Raw genomic sequence first — 2963 nt, forward strand, 5'->3', positions numbered from 1 at the left:
GGCCATGCAGTGGCTTCCGAGCTGGCCAGTGGTCGTCGGTGGTCATGCTGTGCTCGCGCATCCTGAATTGGCTGAGGGATTAGCTGGAATGTTCATCGCGCATCGCCGCCGCCGGACGATGAGACGCTTGAGACCATGAGAAGCTTGGGACCATGAGACGCTTGTTGCACGGTCGTGAGATCAGTATGCAACATGCCATCCGTCGGCTGCCCATCGGCAGTGCCCAAAATGGGCAAGCGAGACGGGGTGATTTAGGGTGTTGTGACCGAATCCAAGGCAAGCTGGCTAGGTATCATCTGTACTCGGATTGCTTGAAGTACCGACCTTCGCCTGTCAGCCAGCGGGCGAGCCTGACCACACCGACCGAGCACCGCAACCATGACTCCCTCCAAACAACCTTGGCGCATCCCTTACGGCATGGCGGATTTCATTAAGCTGCGCGACCGTGGGCACTACTTTGTCGACAAAACCGACTACCTGCCGTTGCTGGAGGAAGCGGGCGAGTTTCTGTTCCTGATCCGCCCCCGGCGCTTTGGCAAAAGCCTGCTGCAATCGGTGATGGAGTGTTACTACGACGCCCATTGGGTGCAGCGCTTCGATGAGCTCTTTGCCGGCACCGCGATGGCCGCGCAACCCACCCCGGAGAAGGGTCAGTATTTGACCTTGCGCTTTGACTTCTCGGCGGTGCGCTCGCGCCCGGATTTGGTCGAGGACTCGTTTGAATCCTATACCCGCATTATCCTGACCGACTTTCTCGAGACTCATGCGACGCGACTCCCGGCAGGAACCCGTGAGCTCGTGCTCGTCGAAGCCACCATCACCCGGCGCTTGGACCAACTCATGAGCGTCCTGAAACACAGCGGCCACTCACTCTATCTGTTCATCGACGAATACGACAACTTTGCCAATAACATTCTGGTTAACGCTGGCCACGCGGCCTATCGGCAACTGACCCACAGCAGCGGCTTCTTTCGCGATTTCTTTGCCCTGTTGAAAGAGGCGGTCGGGCGCACCGGCAGTGGTCTGGCGCGCTTGTTCATCACTGGGGTCTCACCGATCACCCTCGATGATGTCACTAGCGGTTTCAACATCGGGCGCAATATCAGTCTGGACCCACGCTTCAATGCGCTTTTGGGTTTCACGCATGCGGAATTGGAGACCTTGTTCGCCGCCTTCGGCCAGGACTTCAACGCCCATCGCGCGGTGATCGATGAGTGGTACAACCACTATCATTTTCACACATCCCGCCGCGAGCCGGTCGTGAACAGTGATATGGCGCTGTACTATCTGCAATCCTTGGTCGATCTACAGCAGGCGCCCGATGAACTCATCGATCACAATGTCCGCATCGACTATGGCAAGCTACGCCATCTGCTCCAGGTCGACCGGCATCTCGCCGATCGCGAGCGCCTGACCGATCAGAGTCCGACCGATCAAACCCCAACCACGCAAGCCGCGCCCGAGCCCCTGCCGCCCCAGGCTCGCCTCAACGGCAACTTCTCACGCCTGCGCGCCATCATCGACAGCGGCGAGGCGGTCTCTCAGATTCAGACCAGCTTTCCGGCCGAAGGCCTGTTGCGGCAGGATAACTTCATCTCGCTGCTGTACTACTTTGGGCTGCTGAGCTTTGCCGGAGAGCGCGAGGGCCGACCATTGTTGCGCATCCCCAACCGCACCGTGCGCCAATTGATGTATGGCTACCTGCGCGAGGCCTATGACGAGGTCGGCGTCTTTCGCCCCAGCACCTATGAGGTGGCCGAGCGGCTCAATCGCATGGCCTATCGCGGCGAATGGGAAGGATTCTTCGATTATCTCGCCGAGGAGATTGCTCGCCAGGCCAGCGTGCGCGACTTTCTGCAAGGGGAGAAGATGATCCAGGGCTTTCTGCTCGCCTGGCTGAACCTTTCACCCTACTTCCGGGTGTTCTCCGAGGCCGAGCAGGCCGGGGGCTTTGTTGATCTGTACCTGGCGCCCTTCTATCTCCGCTACCCCGATATGCGCCATGCCTATCTGATCGAGCTGAAGTATCTAGGCCGCAGCGAGGATAGTCCGACCAAGCGTACGCGGTTGCTGGAGGATGCCCGCGCGCAACTGCGCCGCTATGGCGGCGATGCGCGGGTTCGCGAGGCACTCGGCGAGGCGACGCTGCATGCCATCATCTTGCTCTACAGCGGCTGGGAGCTGGTGCATCGCGAGGCGGTGGCGCTCTCAGCAATCCCGGCATCACCGTCTGACTGACGCGCCTCAGCGGTTCACCAAGGACCGGGCAACCCAGGCCATCGGCGTTCTCGGAGCCCGCCGGCGCCGAGGCCGGGAGACACCTCCATGTACTCCCGAAAGACCTTGATCTCGGCCTCGAACGCTTGCAGCCGCGCGCGCTCTTCGGCCGGCAGGCCCACCAACAGGCGTTCTCGTCGCGCCGCAGCGGGGTCTGATCCTCGAACAGGTTGCAACCGCTTTTGCGGTCGTGCTTTAGCCCCATGGAGATCTCTGGGGGCATCTGCTTTACTCGGCCTCCGCGGCGGTGGCTTGGGCCGGTGCACCTGCCTGCCAGCTCAGGCCACCCAAACTGGGCTAACATAGAGCAACTGCCTTTAAGATCGACATGACCGATAGCGAGCGCAGTTAGCGCCCGTCAGTCAGCGCCTCCGACCTTGCGCGATCGTTCCAGCCGAGGCCGCCATGACCTTCGACGAACAGACACTAACCGCACACTTCGGTCGCATCTGGCCGGTGCACAACGATGCCTTCTGCGAGCTGTTGGTTCGGCTCCGGCGACAATTCGGCGGCGATCTGGACCGCATGCTGGTGCTCGCTATCGTCGGCTCGCGCACACTGGCCCGCGGGCGCATCGACGGCGAGTCCTACGACGACTTCATGGCCCGCGACGGACCTGACGAGGAGCCTGCGCCGATCAATCTTCAGTCCATCGCGGACTATAGCGGCATCCCGCGGGAGACCGT

At 61.2% G+C, this 2963-nt stretch carries 3 protein-coding genes; 2 read left to right on the forward strand and 1 reads right to left on the reverse strand.

The window, feature by feature from the left end; translation table 11 throughout:
- Positions 1 to 378: 378 nt before the first annotated feature.
- The gene (locus VBE63_RS26755; RefSeq protein WP_323686044.1) at positions 379 to 2238 is read left to right on the forward strand and encodes an AAA family ATPase; all 1860 of its coding nucleotides are present in this window, start codon (positions 379 to 381) and stop codon (positions 2236 to 2238) included.
- A 14-nt stretch (positions 2239 to 2252) separates the two neighbouring features.
- On the opposite strand, the gene VBE63_RS26760 is transcribed toward VBE63_RS26755, so the two are convergent.
- Positions 2253 to 2402, reverse strand: a complete 150-nt coding sequence (locus tag VBE63_RS26760) for a hypothetical protein (protein ID WP_323686045.1) — start codon at positions 2400 to 2402, stop codon at positions 2253 to 2255.
- A gap of 280 nt (positions 2403 to 2682) precedes the next feature.
- On the opposite strand from VBE63_RS26760, the gene VBE63_RS26765 reads away from it, so the two are divergent.
- Positions 2683 to 2963: hypothetical protein (locus tag VBE63_RS26765; RefSeq protein ID WP_323686046.1), on the forward strand; the 281-nt coding region annotated here is incomplete at its 3' end.

The sequence above is a fragment of the Lamprobacter sp. genome (assembly GCF_034860625.1).
Classification (GTDB): Bacteria; Pseudomonadota; Gammaproteobacteria; order Chromatiales; family Chromatiaceae; genus Lamprobacter.